Origin of the sequence: Catenulispora acidiphila DSM 44928, from assembly GCF_000024025.1 — a bacterium.
GTDB classification, from domain to species: domain Bacteria; phylum Actinomycetota; class Actinomycetes; order Streptomycetales; family Catenulisporaceae; genus Catenulispora; species Catenulispora acidiphila.
The window spans coordinates 7,213,713-7,229,565 of the sequence record NC_013131.1; the positions used below are offsets into that span (position 1 = coordinate 7,213,713).

The 15,853-nt window shown below is 68.9% G+C and carries 14 protein-coding genes; 9 read left to right on the forward strand and 5 right to left on the reverse strand.

Annotated features, from left to right (window positions below):
- Positions 1-46: 46 nt before the first annotated feature.
- The 3 genes from CACI_RS31060 to CACI_RS31070 all read left to right on the forward strand — a co-directional run bounded on the left by CACI_RS31060 (position 47) and on the right by CACI_RS31070 (position 3,915).
- Positions 47-2,023 carry a glycosyltransferase gene (locus CACI_RS31060; RefSeq protein ID WP_015794854.1) on the forward strand — a complete coding sequence of 659 codons (1,977 nt, stop codon included), beginning with the start codon at positions 47-49 and terminating at the stop codon, positions 2,021-2,023.
- Positions 2,024-2,289: 266 nt separating this feature from the next.
- Positions 2,290-2,937 (forward strand): hypothetical protein, encoded by a 648-nt coding sequence (locus CACI_RS31065; protein WP_041540555.1) that lies wholly within the window; start codon positions 2,290-2,292, stop codon positions 2,935-2,937.
- Positions 2,938-2,958: 21 nt separating this feature from the next.
- Positions 2,959-3,915, forward strand: a complete 957-nt coding sequence (locus tag CACI_RS31070; protein ID WP_015794856.1) for a hypothetical protein — start codon at positions 2,959-2,961, stop codon at positions 3,913-3,915.
- 104 nt (positions 3,916-4,019) lie between these two features.
- On the opposite strand, the gene CACI_RS31075 is transcribed toward CACI_RS31070, so the two are convergent.
- From CACI_RS31075 to CACI_RS31085, 3 genes are all read right to left on the reverse strand, one after another.
- Positions 4,020-4,730, reverse strand: a complete 711-nt coding sequence (locus tag CACI_RS31075) for a hypothetical protein (protein WP_015794857.1) — start codon at positions 4,728-4,730, stop codon at positions 4,020-4,022.
- 196 nt (positions 4,731-4,926) lie between these two features.
- The gene (locus tag CACI_RS31080; RefSeq protein ID WP_015794858.1) at positions 4,927-5,820 is read right to left on the reverse strand and encodes a hypothetical protein; all 894 of its coding nucleotides are present in this window, start codon (positions 5,818-5,820) and stop codon (positions 4,927-4,929) included.
- Between the two features lie 42 nt (positions 5,821-5,862).
- Entirely contained in the window at positions 5,863-6,375 is a 513-nt protein-coding gene (locus CACI_RS31085; protein WP_015794859.1) for a SigE family RNA polymerase sigma factor, read from the reverse strand.
- Between the two features lie 216 nt (positions 6,376-6,591).
- On the opposite strand from CACI_RS31085, the gene CACI_RS31090 reads away from it, so the two are divergent.
- The gene (locus tag CACI_RS31090) at positions 6,592-7,740 is read left to right on the forward strand and encodes a lactonase family protein (RefSeq protein ID WP_015794860.1); all 1,149 of its coding nucleotides are present in this window, start codon (positions 6,592-6,594) and stop codon (positions 7,738-7,740) included.
- 7 nt (positions 7,741-7,747) lie between these two features.
- On the opposite strand, the gene CACI_RS31095 is transcribed toward CACI_RS31090, so the two are convergent.
- Positions 7,748-8,929 (reverse strand): FAD-dependent monooxygenase, encoded by a 1,182-nt coding sequence (locus CACI_RS31095; RefSeq protein ID WP_015794861.1) that lies wholly within the window; start codon positions 8,927-8,929, stop codon positions 7,748-7,750.
- A gap of 117 nt (positions 8,930-9,046) precedes the next feature.
- Here CACI_RS31095 and CACI_RS31100 point away from each other — a divergent pair, with 117 nt between their 5' ends.
- Complete coding sequence (locus tag CACI_RS31100) at positions 9,047-9,754, forward strand: TetR/AcrR family transcriptional regulator (protein ID WP_015794862.1); 708 nt, start codon at positions 9,047-9,049, stop codon at positions 9,752-9,754.
- Between the two features lies 1 nt (position 9,755).
- Here the strand turns inward: CACI_RS31100 and CACI_RS31105 are convergent, their stop codons facing one another.
- Positions 9,756-10,145, reverse strand: a complete 390-nt coding sequence (locus CACI_RS31105) for a VOC family protein (RefSeq protein ID WP_015794863.1) — start codon at positions 10,143-10,145, stop codon at positions 9,756-9,758.
- 239 nt (positions 10,146-10,384) lie between these two features.
- Between CACI_RS31105 and CACI_RS31110 the strand changes: the two genes are divergently transcribed.
- The 4 genes from CACI_RS31110 to CACI_RS31125 all read left to right on the forward strand — a co-directional run bounded on the left by CACI_RS31110 (position 10,385) and on the right by CACI_RS31125 (position 15,843).
- Positions 10,385-10,576 carry a hypothetical protein gene (locus CACI_RS31110; protein WP_015794864.1) on the forward strand — a complete coding sequence of 64 codons (192 nt, stop codon included), beginning with the start codon at positions 10,385-10,387 and terminating at the stop codon, positions 10,574-10,576.
- 101 nt (positions 10,577-10,677) lie between these two features.
- A complete protein-coding gene (locus tag CACI_RS46285) occupies positions 10,678-11,694 on the forward strand; it encodes an MDR family NADP-dependent oxidoreductase (RefSeq protein ID WP_015794865.1) in 1,017 nt (338 codons plus the stop codon).
- Positions 11,695-11,890: 196 nt separating this feature from the next.
- On the forward strand, positions 11,891-14,959 hold the full coding sequence (locus CACI_RS31120) for an AfsR/SARP family transcriptional regulator (protein ID WP_015794866.1): 3,069 nt from the start codon (positions 11,891-11,893) through the stop codon (positions 14,957-14,959).
- Positions 14,960-15,189: 230 nt separating this feature from the next.
- Positions 15,190-15,843, forward strand: a complete 654-nt coding sequence (locus CACI_RS31125; RefSeq protein ID WP_015794867.1) for a response regulator — start codon at positions 15,190-15,192, stop codon at positions 15,841-15,843.
- Positions 15,844-15,853 lie beyond the last annotated feature (10 nt).

Sequence of the window (15,853 nt, forward strand, 5' to 3'; positions counted from 1 at the left end):
GTTCCTGCGCCGGAGAAGGGATGAGTTCGCAGCTCATGACGCACACATGACGCACCCGACCGGTCTGGTGCTGGTGGGCTTGGACATCACGGTCCTGATAGCCCTCACCCTGCAGCCGCTCGGCCGGCACTTCGACGACTCCGACCAGGGGGCGGACGCCGTGGTCCGCCTCCCGCCCTTCCGCCGCCCCTCGGTGCCCAGGGTGGTGGTGTTCCTCGCTCTGATCACGGCCGCGAACCTGGTCATCGTGGCGATGCGGCCCTCGCCGTTCGTCCAGGTGTACCGGTCGCTGGTCGCGCGCATGGTGGACTCGGTGGTCCACGATCCGGGGTTCAGCACGTATTACGCGGCCAAGCTGGTGCCTCTGGTACCGACCACCGTGCTCGCCTTCATGGTGATCGCGGCGATCGTCCTGCCGGCCACGCCGGGCCGGCGCTTGATGATCGCCGCGCACGGTGTGCTGTTCCTGGCCGTCTCGGTTGTGACCAGCACGATGCTGGCGCTGGTCGCCTATGCGGTGAACTCCCCGACTTTCGGTCCGCTTCCGCTGATCGACCTGGTGTTGCAGGAGTCGGTCGCCTTCTTCGTCGTCTTTCGCTTCGCGTTCACCAGTTTCCAGTTCCCGAGGGTGACGCAGGTTCCTGCGACGAAGCCGGGCCGCCGGTGGGAGACGTTCCTGCTGCTCATGTGCCTGGTCGCGGCGCTGTGCATGATGGGCAGCTTGGCGGTCGTGCTGATCGCGCGGGCCGGCGCCGAGTTGTTCGTCGCGTTCCTGGTGATCCGCGCGCTGCGAGCCGGGGTCATGGACTGCATCTATGTCCTGCTCGGCTTGGTGCGGATGGCAGGTCCCGGGTCGCCGCGCCCGGACGAACGGCGGCCGCCGCTGGAGGTCATCATTCCGGCGTTCAACGAGGCGGTGGTGATCGAGCGGACGCTGCGGTCGATCGACCGGGCGGCTCGCGCGTACGGCGGTCCGGTGCGGGTGATCCTGTGCGACGACGGGTCGATGGACGACACGCGCGCGCTCGCCGAAGCCACCATCGCAGAGTTCGGATACGCGACCGGGGAGGTGATCCAGGGGCGGCACGCCGGTAAGTCGGTCGCGCTCAACCTCGCGCTGGCCGAGTGCGAGGCGGACTACGTCTACCGGATCGACGCGGACTGCGCGCTGGACGCGAACGCCTTCGTGTACTCGGTGCCGCACTTCCTGAAGCATCCAGATGTGGGGCTGGTCGGGGCGTTCGTGCTGCCCAAGGAGCCCTACACCACCTGGATCGACCGGATGCGCGCACTGGAGATGATCTTCAGCTTCGGCTTCGCGCGGGTGATGCTGGCCGAGGTCGACGCCGTGCCGTGCGTGCCGGGCACGTTCTGTGCGTTCCGCCGGCTGCCGGCGCTGGCCATCGGCGGGTTCGTGCACGGGACGCTGGGCGAGGACGTGTTCTTCACGTGCTCGATGGCACGGCTGGGCTACCGGGCTGCCATCGATCCGCGCGTGATCTCCTACGAGGACGTGCCGACCACGGTCCGCCAGCTGCGGGTGCAGCGGTTCCGGTGGTGCAAGGGCGGGATCATGAGCTTCGCGGCGTATACGCCGTTCGGCTGCGGCGCTCCTGGTCCGCGGAACTGGTTCAAGATGCCGCTCGGCGCGGGCAAAGGGCTGCTCAAGCCGTTCAGCTCGGCGATGTTCCTGCTGACGATCGAGTTGTCGATCCTGGATCCGACGGTACGTCACAACGTTCTGCGATTCGTTCTGCTGCTGCTGGCGAGTCAGATCACTTCGATCGTGCCGCGGCTGATCGTCATGGGGTACTACCGGCGGCTGCGGCTGCTGCCGTGGATGGTGCTCTGGATTCCGTTCTCGTTCCTCAAGAGGTTCTTCATGATCGAGGCGTTCCTGTCCTTCGGGATGCGGCCGGTCAAGCCTCCGTTGCGAGTGCGGTCGCGGTTTCCGACGTGGTCGTCGGTGTTCCGAGCCCGTCCGGCCTCGGCGCTCGATCCGGCGGGAGGTGCGGCCGAATGAGGTCGGTTGTCGCGGCGGCGGTCTTATCCGGCTTGCTCGCCCTCGCCGGATGTTCCTCTGGCGCGCACGCGGCGCATCAGAGGGCTGCTAGGGCTGCTACTCCGGATTCCATTGGCGCGAGCCGGCCCAGCTGGATTCTGACCAAGGTGGCGCTGAACGCCCTAGCTTCGAATCCGAATGTGCGAGCGCGCCTGTCGGGTGCGCAGATCTTCGAGATTCTTAGCGGAGCGGAACGACCTGCGACGGCGTTGCCGGTCGTGCCCACGATGTCGTTCAAGAGTTTCGCGACGCTCCAGGACACGCTGAGCCGAGGTTCGCTCCCGCCGGACATCCGTGCGGTCATCTACGACGCGGAGCACTGGTCGCAGACGCCGTCCAAGGAGCAGCGTGATCCGGCGAGTTTCTATCAGCGGGCTGCCGATCTCGTCCATGCGCACGGTCTGATCTTCATCGCGACGCCGGCTATGGACCTGGTGAACGCCGATGGCGGGAAGGCGGCGGATCCCGCTGCGGCGTTCGTGGATCGTCACATCGGCTCCGATGCGGCTCGGGACGCCGATGTGGTCGACATCCAGGCGCAGAGCCTGGAACGTGACGCCGCCAAGTACGGCGGTTTCGTCGAGCAGGTCACCAGTCAGATCCGGGCGGTCAATCCGAAGGCGGTCGTGGTCGCCGGGCTGTCGACCAATCCGCCGGGAACCGGGATCACGCCCGAGATGCTGGTCGCCGCGATGTTGGCGACCGGGGACCGGACGACGGGGTTCTGGATGAACGTCCCGGGCAAGGGCGACGACTGCCCGACCTGCAACCAGCCGCGACCCGACATCGCGGTCGCAGCACTCGAAGACGGCCGCCTCGCCCGGCTGCCGCGCGTCTTCGGATCCGTCAACGCACTGCCGAATCCCCCTTCCTGACCCCACGCAGAAAGGCACAGCATGTCTGTCACTCGTCGACAGTTCATCACGACGGGCGGTGCGGCGGCCGGCATCGCCGTCACCGCGCTGACCGCCACCGCGCTCGGCGCCTCCAGCGCCACCGCGCGGAGCCGAGTACTCACCACACCGACGTGGATGCTGGCGGGCGCCGGTTTCGCCAACCTCGCCGCCAAGTCCCTCGGCGGCGACCCGGCAGTCTGCCGCCGCGCCTTCAACACCGGGCGCACCTGGTTCATCACCACGTACACCGGCGACACGACCATCCCGTCGCCGGTCCCCGCCGGGTACACCGGAGTCGCGGTCCTGAAGTTCAAGTGCTACCAGGACGGCTCGACAGGGCTCGTCGATGCCCTGGCCGCAGGGCTGCCCTCGTGGGTTACGGCGGTGCAATACGACGCCGAGTCGTGGGCCCAGACACCGGACCTGGAGCAGGGCGCCTGGCTCCTCAACCCCCACACGCAGACCAGCTACGCACAGCTGTTCTGCGCGACGGCTCACAGCCACGGCCTGAAGGTCGTTCTCACCCCCGGCAACGACCTGTGCAACAACTCACCGAACCCGGCCTACCCCCAGAGAAAGCCGCAATATCCAGTGACATCCAAGGACGCGGGACAGAACTACAACGCCTTCATCCGCCACAACATGGCCGCCGCGGCCCAGTACCTCCAGCCCGGGGACATCTTCGAATACCAAGCCCAGCAACTCGAACTCGACACCGAGGCCTACACCACCGTCACCACGAAGGTGGCCGAGCAGGTCGAAGCAGCCAACCCGGCAACCCTCTTCCTCGCCGGCCTGGGCCGCAGCAAACCCCCCTCCGACGGCGCCAACTGCGCCGACCTCGCCGCCGCCGCGACCGGCGTCGCCGACACCGCGGCCGGCTTCTGGCTGAACGTCGGCGCGTACAGCAGCCAGGTCAGGCCGATGATCTGCGCGCTGCGGAAGTTGGGGTACTGAGGTGGGGTTCTGCGACGGGGCGCGATGTCCGGCGCTCGACCGGACTGCGCCACGCGACCGGACCGCGCCCCACACAAGCGCCGAAGCGTTATCTTTCGACGCCTCTACTGGTCGCCGGCCTTGATCCCGGTCCAGTGCTGCTCCATCGCGCCCGGGCCGCCGGTCCCGTTCTGGAACGAGGTCCAGATGCGCCCGTTGGCGAAGAAGCCGGCGGGGGACGTCGCACCGACGAGCTTGCCGTAGGCGGTCTCATCGGCGGTGTGGAAGGCGGTGTCAGGCTTGAAGAGCACGAAGTCCGGCAGGACGGTTCCCTCTCCCATCGGGGCCTTCTCGATCAGAGACGTGAGCTGGTCCAGGACGCCGGGCTTCGCCCAGATGGCGGCCTGCTGCTTCGCGTCGCAGTCCTTGGTGCACAGGCGGGCCAGGGACGCCGTGTCCTTCTCGCGCGCCGCTTCATCGACCAGGGCCATCAGGTTGAGCACCTTGGGGTCGGTGGCTTGGGGGACCTTTTGCTGCTGGTTCTCGGTCTGCACGCGGGCCACCCAGGCCGGGTCGGCGGTCGGCATGTGCTTGACCGTGATGTCGCCGGTTCCGAAGGCGGCGAGCAGGCCGGCGATCGTGGCCGTGCCCTGCGACGCGGTCGAGGAGGCAGTGGCCGTCGCCGTGGTGCTCGGGGCGGCGGCGCCGCCGGTCGCGGATGTCGACGGCGCTCCGGTCGCGGACTTTCCCGTGGACGTGCTGCTGCTGCTGCATGCGGCAAGGCCGCCGACCAGTGCCGTGACCGCGACGATCTCGACGAAACGCACCCGCGCCATGATGTTCCCCTTGAATGGATTGTGCTCTCACTGGTCATGACGGGTGAGAACACGTCCGGTTGCCGCCGCGGAGATCACGGATCGATAACCCCGATCCTGCGGCGTCATCGTGTCCTGAGACGTGCGCGAGCCCGGTACCAGACAGCTGCCGGATGCCAGCCGCCCGGTGCCGGGCTCGCGCAGGAGCCGGCCGGGCTCAGCGCTTGGTGTACGGCGGGGGCGTGGGGGTCACGCCGGGGAAGGGGGTGCCGAGCGGGATGTTGGTGATCGGCGGGGTTCGCGCTTTGTCCGGCGAGCTGGACGACGGGGGCGGGCCGCTCATCGGGCCGCTGTAGGAGGAGGCGACGTCTTTGCCGGTGGCGTCGAAGACGTCGACCTGGATGGATTTCATCGGTGGCTGGCCTGGCGGCTCCAGGTAGTACAGACCGCACCAGCCGTGCGTTCCGTTCACCTTGACCACTGTGGCTGCGTGCTGCGTGCCGTTGATGGTCACGGTCGCCGCTGCGACGTCGGCGTCGCCGACGTAGAACCCGCCTTGGAGGCGGTCGCCGGCGCCGATGGAGACAAAGTCCGAGCCCCAGGTGTTGGAGCCGTTGTACTGCGTCGTCAGGCCGCCCTCGTACTCCCACCAGGACATGGAGTCCTTGGTGAAGTTGACGTAAATGCCCTTCTCCAGGCGGAGGGTGCCGGGGTTGACCTGCTTGACGATCGGTGTGGTCGTCAGCTTCGTGCCGGCTTCGGTCGTGGTCGTGGTCGACGGCGGGGTCGAAGGGCTCGAGGGGGTCGAGGTCGGCGCTGTCGGCTTGGCGGGCGGTGTCCGGGAGGGCGCCGAGGTCGGTGCCGGGTGGGTGGTGGTCGGGCCGGTGCCGGTGCCCTGCGAGATCGTCGCTGTGCCGGTCGGTGTCAGCCGCACCACGGCGCCGGCGACGGCGAGCACGGCGACGGCGCTCACCGCGCCGGCGGCGTAGCGGGTCCGGCGCTTGCGGCGCCTTCCTTCGGCGGCGGCGGCGGCGACCAGGTCGCCCAGGGGCGGGCGCCCCGCTGCCAGTTCCGCGGCGATGCGATCGCGGATCGCGTCTTCCGGAGTCATGATCCTCGTTCCCTGAGGTGGTTTCAGTCCCGTGAAGTGGTCTCAGACCGACAGGAAGTCGAGCTCGGCCGTCGCGGAGTCGTCGTGCAGCACCGTCCGCAACTCGGCCAGCGCGCGCTGGGTCAGCGACTTGACGGCGCTGACCGATAGACCCATCGCCGCCCCCGTCGCCTCGACGCTCTGGTCCTCCCAGAACCGCAGGACCAGCACAGCCCGCCGATTGAGCGGCAGTTGCGCCAGGCCCGCCAAGAGCGTCAGCCGCAGTGTCGGATCGCCGCCCGCCGGAGCGGGGGCGTCGGGCAGCGCGGCGCTGGGCCGCTCGGTCGAGCGCTTCGGCCGCCGGGAGTCCAGGAACGTGCGCAGCATGACCTGACGCGCGTAAGCGTCGACGTTGTCGCGCCGCTCTATCCGCTTCCAGGCGGTGTAGAGCTTCACGAGCGTCGTCTGTGTCAGGTCCTGCGCGCCGTGCCAGTCTCCGCACAGCAGATAAGCGGTGTCGCGAAGGCGCTGGGCCCGAGCGGCCGCGTACGCCGTGAACTCCGTGTCGACGCTCAACCTCGTCCTCTTCCAACCGGTCTGTCGAGGACGCCTGCCGCGGACCGGCGTCCCCCTCGCCTATGAGACGACTCCTGACAGCCCGAAGGTCTCACCCGGAATTCTTCGGCCTATATCAGACTTATAAGACGCTCCCGAGCGCCTTCCGGAATCAGGGCGAATCCTGCCCTAACCTCCCTAAAGCCGATGCCCGCATCACCCCCAGGAGGATCTCCCATGCTGACAGCCCTGCGTTTCGGGACCGCGACCGCGGCGGTCTTCGCCGCCGCCACCCTCTCAGCCGGGACCGCTTCGGCCGCGGACCACGGCCGTCCCGGCCACGACATGGGCGGCAACGGCGTCGTGTTCGCCCAGACCGACGCCACGACGGGCAACCAGGTCGTCGTCTACCACCGCGACGACGCCGGCCACCTCATCCGGCTCGCCGCCTACGACACCGGCGGGCTCGGCGGCGTCCTGGACGGTTCGGTGGTCGACCACCTCGCCTCGCAGGGCTCGCTGACCTACGACCGCGAGCACCACCTGCTGTACGCGGTGAACGCCGGCAGCGACACGGTCTCGGTGTTCGCCGTCTTCGGGAACCTGCTGCTGCTGCGGCAAGTCGTCTCCTCCGGCGGCACGTTCCCGGTCAGCGTCGCCGTCCACGACGACGCGGTCTACGTGCTCAACGCCCTGAACGGCGGCGCGGTCCAGGGCTATACCGTCAGCGACGGACGCCTGCGCATCCACCGGAACTGGAACCGCAAGCTCGGGCTGGACCCCACCGCCACGCCGCAGTTCACCAACACCCCCGGGCAGGTCGGGTTCGCCGACCGGGGACGCGAGCTGGTCGTGACGACCAAGGCCAACGGCAACAACGTCGACGTCTTCGCCCTCGACGACGACGGCGCCATCGCCCCGGCGCCGGTCGTGACCAACCTTCCCAGCGCGGTGCCGTTCGCGTTCACCACCGACGCGCGCACCGGAACGCTCTACGTCACCGAGGCCGGACCGAACGCTGTGGCGTCGTTCCGCGTCAACGGCGACGGAACCCTCACGCCGCTGCACACCGCCGCGACCGGCCAGTCGGCGACCTGCTGGATCACCGCGGTCGGCGACCTGCTGTACGTGTCCAACGCCGGCAGCTCGAACGTCAGCGTCTACCGCGCCGGCGCGGACGGCTCGCTGCAGCCGGTCGGCACCACGCCCACCGACCCGGGCACGGTGGACTCCGCCGCCTCGCGCGACGGACGGTTCCTGTACGTGCAGACCGGAGCGAACGGCATCCTGGACGCGTTCGCGATCAACCACGACGGCACGCTCAGCCCGATCGGCGCGGTCACCGTGCCGAACGCCGTCGGCGGCGAGGGCATCGTCGCCTCCTGAGTCCCGGTCACCGCAGGTCGTAGGCGGGAAGGGCGTCGTCGGTGGCGAACTTGTCGGCCATCCACATCATGGTCCGCAAGACCGGCCGACTGGCGAAAGACCAGTCGCGCAGCTGGATGCGCCGGCGCGTCGGCGGCGCCAAGAACGGACCCGCGTTCCCGGAGCGCGCGATCTTGGTGGGCTTGCGCATCCTGGCGTCGTACGCGGTGAGGGCGGCGCCGTGGTCGCCCCGCGCCGCGACGAGTTCGCCGGCGAGGACGTAGGCGCCGATCAGCGCGAGTCCGGTACCGAAGCCGCCGAGGGTGTTCGCGTAGCCGGCGTCGCCGACCAGGGCGACGCGGCCGCGCGTGAACGACGACATGCGGGTGCGCACCAGGGCGTCGAGGTAGAAGTCCGATGCCTCGCGGCAAGCTTGCAGCATCTGGTCGACGCGCCAGCCGGCGTCGGCCAGGTGCGACTCGAGGAACCGCAGCTGGGACTCGGTGTCGTGCCGGTCGTAGTCGGGCCGGTCGGCCTTGAAGACGAACAGGCTCGGCGCCTTCTGTCCCCCGAGCACGGCGAGTCGGCCCGGAGCGTTGTAGGCGTAGGCGATCGCGCGTCCGTCGGGCAGCCGTGTCTCCAGGTCCGCAATGGACGGAGATCCGCCAGCCAGCGCGTAGTAATAGCCGAGCGGCCGCATGTAGTCCGCTTCCGGGCCGAACGCCAGTCGGCGCACGGCCGAGTGCGCGCCGTCCGCCCCGATCACGAGATCGAAGCGTTTGGCGTTCCGGCGCGCGAATTCGACGTCGACTCCGGCGGCGCCGTCCCGGATCGCGGTGACCTCGTCGCCGAACACGTACTCGGCGACATCGGCGCTGCTGCGATGCAGGATGTCGGCCAGGTCCCCGCGCAGGATCTCCACGTCGCCACCGAGGAATTCCCCCGGGATCACCGCCTTCACCCGCTCGGTTTCGTCGATCAGCCGCCAGTCCGTCTTGGAGGTCTGCCGGGCGTGGATCTCGTCGAGGACGCCCATGCGGGTCAGCACTTCCCGGTGGGTGCGTCCCTTGAAATCGACGGCTTGCCCGCCGGGGCGGATCCCGGGCGCCTTCTCCACGACGGTGACCTCGAAGCCGTTGCGGCCCAGCCACCCCGCGAGCGCCGGTCCCCCGATACCTGCGCCGGATATCAGGACTTTGGTTCCTGGCATGCTGCTCCCCCTTGTGATCGGTCGCGCTTAATTGCGTCCTGCGGACACAGTAGCAATCAGTGTACCCTGGACGCAATTCAATGGCGGCTGACGAACCGACGGCAGAGGCAGGACGCGGTGAGCACAGGGGAATCGCACGAAGCCGTGGCGGCACTGCTGTGGGGCGCGCCGGCGCAGCAATCCGGCGGCAAGCGCGGACCGAAACCCAAGCTCACCGTCGAGCAGATCGCTGAGGCGGGCATCGCGATCGCCGACGAGCACGGCCTCGACGCCGTGACGATGCAGCATGTCGCCGAGCGGCTGAGCGCGACCAAGATGGCGCTCTATCGCTACGTGTCCGCTCGCACCGAGTTGGAAGCGCTCATGCTCGACCGCGCGCTCGGCACGCCGGGCGAACCCGGTGACGGCGACTGGCAGCACGCGCTGACGCGGTGGGCGCTGAACCTGCACGAACGCACGAGCGCACATCGGTGGTCCGTCGAGCTCGTGCAGCGTCCACACCTGCCCGGACCGAGCGAGCTCGCCTGGTACGAGGTGGGTCTGGCGACGCTGGAAGGACTCGCCCTAGAGCCCGGCGAGAAGCTGGACGTGCTGGCGCTGCTGTCCGGTCACGTGATCTCGATCGTGCGCCACGAAGCCGGAAGCGGCACGCCCGAAGCCGATCTGGCGGGGGCGCTTGTTCCCGTTCTGACGGCTCGGGCGCAGGACTACCCGCTGACCATGGCGGCGTTCGCCCAGACCGGCAAGCAGGCGCGCGACGGCGCGCTGCGCTTCGGCATCGAGCGCGTGATCGCCGGTGTCGAGGCTCTGATATCCGAACACTAATTCAGTCCAGACAGAACTCGTTGCCCTCGACGTCCTGCATGACCAGGCAGGCCTCGTCCTCACCGTCGGCGGGCAGCAGCCGCACGCGCGTCGCGCCGAGGGCGATCAGGCGTGCGCATTCGGCTTCGAGGACCTTCACGCGCTCCTCGCCGACCAGTCCCGTGGCGGTCCGCACGTCGAGATGCAGCCGGTTCTTGACGGTCTTGCCCTCGGGGACGCGCTGAAAGAACAGCCGCGGACCCACGCCCGCGGGATCGACGCATGCCGCCCACGCACCTTGCGGGTCAGGCGGCGACGGGACGACGTATCCCAACACCTGGCACCAGAAGAGAGCGACGCGCTCGGGCTGCGCGCAGTCGAAGGTGACCTGGAACTTCTTGACCGATGCCATGCGCACACCATAAGACCCGAAAACGGGTCAGAACGGGAGGCGCGCCACGGCGTCAAGAAGCGGTGTGAGACGGCCGAGTCAGTGTCCTGACGATGCCGGGTAAGTCAGGGTAATGCGAGGGGATCGGGACGGTAATGGTGCCCGGGAGCATCGGTGATGTCGCAGAGCAACAAGCCCGCTACGGGCCGGACGCCGCGACGCAACGCAGGTCCAGACGCCGATTGCTGGAGGGGATTGCGATGTCGAACATCACCGGAAAGATCGCTAAGAAGGCCGCCCTGGGGGTTCTGGTCATGGGGGCGGTCGCCGTCGCCGGCGGCACCACGGCGCACGCCGCGACGCACCACGCTTCCGCGGTGGGCCACTCCGTGGCCTCCGCCGACAACAACAACCCGGGTCCCGACGGCACGCACCCCGCGCCCGTCGCCTGATCGGACACCCGAGTGAATCAGGCATCGACGACCGGGAAACCGGTCCGTTGACTGGCGCTGATTCACCACCACCGCACCACCGGCCCGCAAAGGAGGAGGCGATGATCGTGCCGGAACACGGCTTGGCCGTTCAGTTGGTCTCCCGGCCGGAAGGACCGCTGGCGCGCGAACACCTCGCCGTCGTCGAGACGCCGGTGCCGCGCCTGGCACCGGGCTGGGTCCTGGTGCGCAACCTGTTCGTGACCCTGGATCCGCACCCGGCGGCCTCCCCCGCCCGGCGCTGGCCGCTCTACACGGCCGTCGGCGCCGGCTCGCTGGTCGGCGAGGTGGTCGCCTCGCGCAGCGCCGACGTTCCGCACGGCTCCCTGATCGCTCATCGCGGAGGGTGGAGTACGTACTCTGCGCTCCCCCGAGGCGGCTACGCCACGCGGGTGCTCGAACCCGCCGCGGGCGTGCCGATCGATGCCTATCTCACCGTCCTGGGCCTGCCGGGACTCGCCGCTCATGTGGCCCTCACCAGGGTTCTCCAGGTCGGACGCGGCGAGTCCTTGTTCATCGCCGGCGCAGCCGATCCCGTCGGCAGCGCCACGGCACGCATCGCCAGGATGCTCGGCGCGTCCCGCATCGTCGGCGGGGTCTCCTCGCCGGGCGGCGCGCGCCGCGCGGCTCAGGATCCTTATTTCGACGCGGTGTTCGAGCGCGGCACGGACCGGTTCGGCGCATCAGAGGCCTTCGATGCTTACGCCGGGGTCGACGCCGCATTCGTCGGGACCGCGCAGCCCGACCTTTCCGACGCCCTCACCTGGGTTCGCGACCTCGGCCGGGTCGCCTGGCTGCACGACACGCCTCAGGGTTCTGTCGAAGCCACGGTCTCGGTCGACCTGTCGATGGTGCACCGGCGCGGCATCCGGATCGAGGGGTTCGGGCTGCAGCACCATCTGCACCGGTTCAAGGAGATCGAGGCCCAGTACGCCGACGAGCTGCGCACCGGCGTCCTGGATCCGGGCCGGATCGCCGACGTCGACTTCCACGGCTTGATCGATGTGCTCGTGGCCGCGGCGCGTTCGGACTTCCAGCCGGCCGACGCCTACCGCCTCACTGGTGAGTCAGCAAGCTGAGACACCTGTGCCAGGCAGTCCGAGGTGCGACGATAGACATAGCCCTACCTGCTCGTGTATATAAATCCGTACTGATCAGGTGCCACCTGGGGCTGGATCGGGAAGACATCCACGGGGGAATTGGACCAGGGCTGACACCGAGGTCATTCTTGATGGCTTGCCTGGTCCTTCGGGGGACGCGACCAGGAGGACGCACGTGGACCACGGGGCCACAGAAAAAGGTACCCGACCAGACCTCCGCTTCGCCATCCTCGGCTCGTTCGAATGCTGGGCCGACGGCAGCATCATCGCTTTGCGCGGTCCGCTTCAGGAACGCCTCGCCGTCTCCTTGTTATTGAACCGGAACCGCGTGGTGCCCGTCTCCCGTCTTGTGGAGACGATCTGGGAGGACGGCGGTCCCGAGACCGCCGCGCACCAGGTCCGCAAGATGACCTCGGACCTGCGAAAACGCGTGCCGGGCATGGCTTCTCTGCTGACGACCTCCGGTGTGGGCTACCGCATCAGGGTCCCGGAGGAGACGCTGGACCTCGGGATCTTCACCGCGGCGTTGAGCGACGCGCGCCGCGCGACCGAAGAGGGCGATCTGCGCTCCGCCGCGGCCAAGTTACGCCTGGCACTGGACCAATGGCGCGGTCCGGTGCTCGGAGGCGAGGGCGGGCCGGTGATCCAGGCGATGAGCACCGCCTTGGAGGAACGCCGGCTGACCGCTCTGGAGCAGTTGTTCGCGATCCGGCTGGACCTCGGCGAGGCCAGCCGCCTGGTCGGCGACCTGCGGGAGGCGGTGGGTGCGAACCCGGTCCGGGAGCACTTGCGCGGGCAGTTGATGCGAGCCTTGTATCTGTCCGGACGCCAGACCGACGCGCTGGCCGAATACCAGAGCCTGCGGCAGTATCTCGACGAGGAACACGGGGTCGAGCCTGGCGCGGAGCTGGCCGAGTTGCAGCAACGCATTCTGCGCAACGACGCGAGCTTGGGCAGCCATGGGGAGGCTCGCAGGGAGACGCAGGTCGCGGTCCCGGCGCCGGCTTCCACGGCTGCGGCTGGCGGCTTTCCCACGACTCTGCCTTATGACCTGCCCGATTTCACGGGGCGCCAGGAGGCGCTGGACGCCGTGTGCGCGGCGGGGCAGCCGTCCGGGTCCGGAGCGCACCGGCTGCGGATCGTGCTGATCGACGGGATGGCGGGCAGCGGCAAGACGGCGTTGGCTGTTCATGCCGCGCACTTTCTGCAGGAGTCGCATCCCGACGGTCAGCTGTATCTGGACCTGCATGGGTTCACTCCCGAGCGCGATTCCGTGGACACCCATGAGGCGCTGGGCATTCTGCTCGGCGCGCTGGGCATCTCAGGGTCCGATGTTCCGGTCGATCCGGAGGCGCGGATCGCGCGCTGGCGTACGGCGACCGTCAATCGGCGCATGCTGCTGGTGTTCGACGACGCGGAGAGCGCCGCGCAGATCCGCGGGCTGCTGCCGAGTTCTTCCGAGAGCACGGTGCTGATCACCAGCCGCGTGCGCATCAAGGGGATCGACGGCGCGCGGGCTGTTTCGCTGGGCGTGCTGTCTCCGGCGGAGAGCTTGTCCCTGCTGGAAAGGGTGCTCGGACGGGAGCGCGTGGCCAACGAGTCCGAGGCCGCGATGCGGCTGGCGGACTTGTGCGGGCATCTGCCTTTGGCGCTGCGAATCAGTGCGGCGCGTCTGGCGAGCCGGGACCACTGGACCATCGCGCGGTTGGCGAGCCGGCTGTCGAACGAGTCGCGCAAGCTGGTCGAGCTGGCGGTGGAGGATCGCAGCATCAGGGCTTGCATCAAGTCCTCCCTCGAGGCGCTCGATCAGGAGCATCTGGAGTACCTGCGGTATTTCTGCCTGCATCCCGGCGACGATGTGGAGATCCACGCGGCGGCGGCGCTCACCGGTCTGGACGTGTACGGCGCCGAGGACATCGTCGAGCTCTTGCTCGATCGGCATCTGATGGAGCCGCGGTTGGCGGAGCGGTACACGGTGCACAGTTTGGTGCGTGCCTATGTGCTGGAGCAGTACACCGACCCGGAGGGCGAGGGTCCCGCGTTCGAGCGGCTGACCAACTACTACCGGACGGCGATCTGCCGGGCTACCGACGCCGCCTTCCCGGGGCGGAGCCCGTTCTCGGCTGGGCTGCCCGCTTACGAGGGCGACGTCCCGGAGCTGGAGGACCGGAGCCTGGCTCTGGCGTGGGTCGACGCCGAGTATCGCAATATTCTGCCTTCGCTGGCCGAGGCGGTGCGGCGCGGCAGCTATCCGCCGGTCGTGGAGAGTGCTCGCAACCTGATTTACCACCTGCACTTGCGCGGGCGCAGCGATGCGTTCCTTGAGGCGGCCACGCTTGGTGTCGCCTCGTCGCGTCAGACCGGGGATCCGGCGTCGATCCGGATGAGTCTGGTGAACCTCGCGGTGGCTTATTGGCATCGGGGGGATCTGCCGGCGGGTCTGGTTCAGTTGCGCGAGGCGCTGGAGGTCGCGACCGCATCCGGGGATCGGGCGGGGCAGGCTGTGTGCCTGGGCCGTCTCGGGACGTTCTACTCCACGCTGGGCGATCTGCGGGCGGCTGTGGAGCACCTTGAGCGCAGCATCCCGATGCATCTTGAGACCGGGAATCTCAAGGAGGTGGCCGAGGCTCGGTTCCATCTCAGCTCGGCGTTCAACACCCTCGGCCGCTACGAGGACGCCGCCGCGCAGGCCGAGGCGGCCGTCGCGGTGAATCAGGAGCTGAGCAGTCCCAGCACGCTGATCATGGCGCTGGTGAACCTCGGGACCGCGCAGACCGGGCTGGGCTTGCACCATGAGGCGCTCGGGACGTTGAGCGAGGCGTTGGAGTGGGAGGGCCGGCTCGGCGGGTCGATGTCGAAGGCGCTCATCCTGGCGCGGATGGTTCCGGCGTGCCGGTCAACTGGCGCTCGGGACGCGGCGGCGCAGTTCGCGCGTCAGGCCGCCGAGGCGGTGCGCGCTCCGCATACCTCGCCGATGCACCGGGTCGCCGTGCTCGATCTGCTCGGAGAGCACGCGCTGAAGGAGAACAAGCTCAGCGCGGCGCGGGAGCTGTTCACCGAGGCGATCGAGCTGAGCGAGGATCTCGGGCTGCGCCTGGACGCGGCGTGGGCGACCGCTGGGCTGGCCGGGGCGTTGGCGGCGGCCGGCGAGGACGGCGACGCGCAGGTGCTGCTGCACCGCAGCGATCCGATCCTGGCCGACATCGGGCTTCCGGAGAAGCTGCGGCGGCGCTCCCGGGGCTGAGGCCGGGAGGCAGGGTTCTGCGTTCTGGGTTCTGGGTTCTGGGTTCTGGGTTCTGGGTTCTGGGTTCTGGGTTACTGCCACCCGTCACGATGCCGCTGACGTGCGGATACCTCCGGGGGATCGTCAGGGGAACGGACCGGGAAGCCGATTCGCGAGCATCGGTGACGTCACGACGGCCGTCCACGACATGCGGGGCTTCTACCCAAAATCCTCATCGAGGGAGAAGGACTATGACCATCCGGGTCCTCATCTGTGACGAACTGCCGATCATCGGGGACGGCCTTCGGACCCTGCTCGACGCGGTGCCGGACATCGAGGTGATCGGCACGACCGACAACGGCATGGAGGCCATCGTCCTGGTGCGCACCGCGCGGCCCGAGGTCGTGGTCACCGACCTGAACCTGCGCACCATCTCCGGCCTGGAGATGATCCGCAGACTCGCCAAGGAGGACACCCCACCGAGCATCGTGGTGTTCACCGAAGCCGACGCCGACAAGACCGTCAGCGACGTCCTGCACGCCGGCGTCAGCTGCCTGCTCGGCAAGGACGCCCGCCCCCAGGAACTGATCGCCGCGATCCAGGCAGCCGCCACCGGCCAGACCGTCCTGGCGCCCAGCATCGCCCAACGCCTCGTCGGCTGGTTCCGCGCCCAACCCGAACCCCAGGAAGCCGCCATGTGCCCCGGCGCCTCCGAGCTGACCTCCCGCGAGCGCGAAGTGGTCCGCATGGTCGCCCGCGGCATGTCCACCGAGGAGGTGGCCCGCGAGCTGATCATCGGCGAGGCGACGGTCCGCACACACGTGTACCGAGTGCGGACGAAGCTCGGCGTACGGGACCGCGCGGAGCTGGTGTCACTGGCCTACCGCTCAGGACTCATCAACTAGGCACGCACGA